Origin of the sequence: Coleofasciculus sp., assembly GCF_046539235.1 — a bacterium.
Taxonomy (GTDB): Bacteria; Cyanobacteriota; Cyanobacteriia; order Cyanobacteriales; family Coleofasciculaceae; genus Coleofasciculus.
Genome location: NZ_JBKHHI010000512.1, coordinates 1 through 4,165, shown reverse-complemented (window position 1 = coordinate 4,165; position 4,165 = coordinate 1). Strand labels below are relative to the sequence as shown.

The 4,165-nt window shown below is 48.6% G+C and carries 5 protein-coding genes; 1 reads left to right on the top strand and 4 read right to left on the bottom strand.

The window, feature by feature from the left end; all coding sequences use genetic code 11:
* Positions 1–157: 157 nt before the first annotated feature.
* Complete coding sequence (locus tag ACLFWI_RS27725) at positions 158–1,750, bottom strand: polyamine aminopropyltransferase (RefSeq protein WP_446415612.1); 1,593 nt, start codon at positions 1,748–1,750, stop codon at positions 158–160.
* Here ACLFWI_RS27725 and ACLFWI_RS27720 point away from each other — a divergent pair.
* Positions 1,749–1,898: a hypothetical protein gene (locus ACLFWI_RS27720; protein WP_446415611.1), complete on the top strand. Its 150-nt coding sequence runs from the start codon at positions 1,749–1,751 to the stop codon at positions 1,896–1,898. The genes ACLFWI_RS27725 and ACLFWI_RS27720 overlap by 2 nt on opposite strands.
* Before the next feature lie 104 nt (positions 1,899–2,002).
* Here the strand turns inward: ACLFWI_RS27720 and ACLFWI_RS27715 are convergent, their stop codons facing one another.
* From ACLFWI_RS27715 to ACLFWI_RS27705, 3 genes are all read right to left on the bottom strand, one after another.
* Positions 2,003–2,233: a hypothetical protein gene (locus ACLFWI_RS27715; RefSeq protein WP_446409446.1), complete on the bottom strand. Its 231-nt coding sequence runs from the start codon at positions 2,231–2,233 to the stop codon at positions 2,003–2,005.
* A gap of 63 nt (positions 2,234–2,296) precedes the next feature.
* The gene (locus ACLFWI_RS27710; RefSeq protein ID WP_446415610.1) at positions 2,297–3,319 is read right to left on the bottom strand and encodes a hypothetical protein; all 1,023 of its coding nucleotides are present in this window, start codon (positions 3,317–3,319) and stop codon (positions 2,297–2,299) included.
* A 244-nt stretch (positions 3,320–3,563) separates the two neighbouring features.
* A complete protein-coding gene (locus tag ACLFWI_RS27705) occupies positions 3,564–4,028 on the bottom strand; it encodes a hypothetical protein (RefSeq protein ID WP_446415609.1) in 465 nt (154 codons plus the stop codon).
* Positions 4,029–4,165: the final 137 nt, after the last annotated feature.

Sequence of the window (4,165 nt, the reverse complement as noted above, 5' to 3'; positions counted from 1 at the left end):
TAGTTAGGGCGGGTTTCGTTGTTCAGTTATGGCGCTACGCGCTAGGCAATAGGCAATAGGCAATGGGCAATAGTTAGCTAGGGCGGGTTTCGTCGTTCAGTTATTTCATCAATAGCTGATTGTAGTTCTTAAACCCGCCCCTACAATTGACTAATGATTAATAGGCTGTCCAACGAGGGTCAGACTGATAACGCACAATCACGGGATGAGAGAGCCGATTTACCTCCACATTTCCTAACTGGACATCTCCAGGTAACTCAAATAAATGATGCAAAATCGGCTCAGTCAGATAGCGCGTTGACACCGATAAGGTCAGCCTATCCGCTTGAATCGATTGCCGCGACGCCAAAACAAAACCCCAGGGTCCAAAACTGGGTACGTCCACCACATAAGGATGAGTTGATAATCCCACATCCGATAGGGTTGCCACAATACAGCTTAGAACATCTGGGGCAAAAAAAGGACTCGAGGCTTGAGTGACAAAAACGCCATTCTCTGCCAATCGCGGTAACAAACGCTGGTAAAACCCTTCAGCATACAGCTTGGCAAGCACTTCTCGGTCAGGATCAGGAAAATCGGCGATAATTACATCAAAAGTGTCATTTAAGGCGGGTGCTGTAACAAAAGCATCGGCGTTAATCACCTCAACACGCGGATCAGTTAACGCCCCTTCATTTAACCGCACCAACTGGGGATGAGACTGGGCTAACTTAACTACTTCGGCGTCTAACTCAATCAGCACCACTCGTTCCACGTCTTGCCACTTCAACACTTCCCGCACCGCCATCCCATCCCCCGCCCCCATAACTAGCACATGACGCCTGTTCTGACTCGCACTCATCGCCGGATGTACCAAGGCTTCATGGTAGCGGTATTCATCCAGGGTAGACAGTTGCAAATCTCCATCTAAAAATAGTCGCAAATCTTGTCCCCGGCGCGTCAAGACAATCCGTTGATAGGGGGATTGAATTCGGGTAATTACGGGGGCTTGATACAGGGTATTTTCCAACCGATTACTGATAGGAATCGCGGCGGGTGCGGATAATGTCAGTAAAACGCCTAAACCTAAACCTAGATATCCCCAACGGCGCAGCCGAGGAAACTGCTGTCCAATAGCAAACACCATAAATGCGGGTAATGCGCCCAGCACAAAGGCGGCGGGAAATAAGCCAATTAACGGTAGTAGCAATACGGGAAACAGCAGCGAACCCAACAACGCGCCGACATAATCCAGCGCCAAAACCCCAGCCAGCGCCTCCCGCACTCCCTCCTCCAATTCCAGCACTCGCGTCAGCAGGGGGACTTCTAAACCCGCTAAAATGCCCAGTAATATAGTTACCAGGAATAATCCCAACCAGAGGAAACCGTTGACGACAAATAGGGCAAATAGTCCTAAGGGTAATAATGCCGTCAGGGGAGCCATTAGCAGTTCAACTTGAAGAAATGCCACCAGGAGTTGGCGTTGTTGGAGCCAAGGAGGGGACTTGGGCGCGATAAATTGACTTAAGTAAGAGCCAATCCCCATGGCGGCTAAAAAGCCGCCGATAGCTACTCCAAAAGACAGCGCCTGATTGCCCACTAAATAGCTAGCCAGGGTTCCTAGTAACAGTTCAACTGCTAATCCACAGCTAGAGGATACCGCCGCCGCCGCCAAAAGTAGCCGACGTTGCTGCCGAGTTAATGGTGAAACTGGGGGTTGAGTTACGGGTTCAACATTGGAGTTGTCTGTTGATACTCCCTGATGTGCCATGAATTTTGAGTTATTGTTATCGATGTGTGTCAAGGAATCGGGAGCTGGGGGAGCTGGGGGAGCTGGGGGAGCTGGGGAAGATGGGGAAGCAATTGGAACATCTGTTGTAGGGGCGGGTTTTACCGTTGGCGTTTGGTTTACACCCTGATATCACTAAACCCGCCCTGATAGAGTGCAATAATTTTTCGACAAATGACAAATGACAAATGACGAATGACGAATGACAAATGACAAATGACAAATGACAAATCCCTATTTTCCTGCACTCGGACCGCCGCCACGAAACCCTCCATAAGACGACCGATTGGGTAAAAGAATCCATGTTCCTCCCCGATATTGACCCGATAATCCTGTTCCATGTCGGGGCCAATAGTTGTCCTGTTTATCGGCTCGCAGGACGAGGGCAGAACGCTGTGTATAACCTGCCGTAATTGTCAAGAGGGCGATCGCGATCGCAGAGATAGCAAAAATTTTAGTTAACATCTGTGAAACTCCTAGGATGAACAGAGTTTTGAGTTCTCAGTGAGACAGTGAACGAGTGCTTGATCAGGGGTGTTTATCTTGGGGATAATCCGATAAAGGAGATGGGCGAATGTGGACAACCTCCACGGAACCGAGCGTGCGGTTGCGATCGCGCACTGTCAGCGTCGTCTGATCTACGGGTGCATCTGGCATCACATCCAGATGAAACCCATAAGAACTGCGAGGTTCCAAGGTGAAAAAACATTGGACTTGACCCGTCGCTGATTCCACCCTGCCATCTTCTTCTTTAAAGCTTAAAGGCATAGGCAAAGCACGGGCATAAACTTGTTCTCCATAAGCATCATTAATCACCAGACGTGCGTTTAGCTGTCGCGGTGAGGTTTCGTCAGATTTCACATTGATCTTGACCCGCACTAGCTGATTCGCCCCTCCCACCGTAGCGCGTCCACTGGGATCGCTATCTTGAATTGTTTTCGCGATCGCGGTTTTCCCTGAGACGGGTGTGGCAAGGATGGCGATAAGTCCCAGAATTGTTGAACCGATTAAACCAGACCACAAATAGCGGGTATCAACAACCCCATTTTCCACCGTCACCTTAAATTCCACGGGTTGTTGGAGTTCTTGTCCAGAGGTGTTACCATACTCCAACACGGCAATTGCCACGGTTATTTGCTCATTTTTCTTTGCCTGAACGTCGAGTCCTCCCTGCAAATCCGATTCCGACCAACTCCCTGACTCTCCATCCTCGTACCACGTCCCCGACTCACTCCAGGCTTCCTTCATCGCAGAGGCGATCACGTCTCCATTTTGATCAAGAATTTGAATTTCGTAGATCACCCAGGTATTGCTTGGCAGCAATGCTCTCACATCAATCCGCAACGCGCCAATAAGTTGAGGTTCGAGTTGTATCGATTCCAGTTCAACCGATTCCTCTGGTTCAACGGATACTGTTTCTGATGTCAGCTTTTTATAGAAGAACTGAGACCCCATCAATGCCAGTAGCACTAATCCTGCTGCTCCCAGAGCAATATAAGACCAGGGATCGACAAAACGACTGGTTCGCTGAGTTTGGGTAGTAACTGGCATTGGCTTGAAGTTCAATTCAAATTTTCTAGGGAACTGAAACAGGTTGTCTCAGTCCATTATTCTCTCTCGATTTAATCCGAGAAACTGTCTATCGAATAACCCATTATTAATTCGGCTATCGGTCTAAGGCGGGACATTTGGGTTAGGAAAGGGAACAGGGAACAGGGAACAGGGAACGGGGAATAAATTTGTCCCAGCTTGGGTTGGTAGCCTTAATTCTAATTTTATCGTTAGGATTACCCGATCAACGAATACGAATCCGGATTCCCGAAGAACGATTAATCACATCTGAGCGTCGGATGGGGACTCTACCTGAGTAAGATCGGCGTCTGGTAGACCGGGGTGTATCAATAATCACAGGATCAACCAGGACAGAATCGGAAATAGTCGAATCTATAATCGTGGGGTTAATTAGTGTAGAATCACGAATGGTTCCCCGAATCGGCTCTTTATATCGATAATCGTCGCGATCGCGATAATTGCGAGAGGATGAACCTCCAGAGGAAAAGGCACAAGGTCGCCCTGTGACTGGATTAACTGGCACCGGTGCTGGAATTGGGCTACCGTAAATCACCGACGTACAGCGCGATGACTGAATCGGTCTAGCGTCTACAGCGCTATCCCCCACTATCATCCAAGCCATTCCCATGGTTAAAGGCGTGAGCATGATGTTCAGCCAACGGCGTTGCAGGAGCAAAAATTTCAGCATTGTTTCACCTCAAAATAAGTTATATAGCAAGTCAGCGATTTAGTGAAGCGCAAAATTCGATCCCTTATCCGGCGATTCTTTTCCCTTATCAGTTTACCTATCTCGCTGAATACGGCTGTCAGTCCAACCTTACGTGA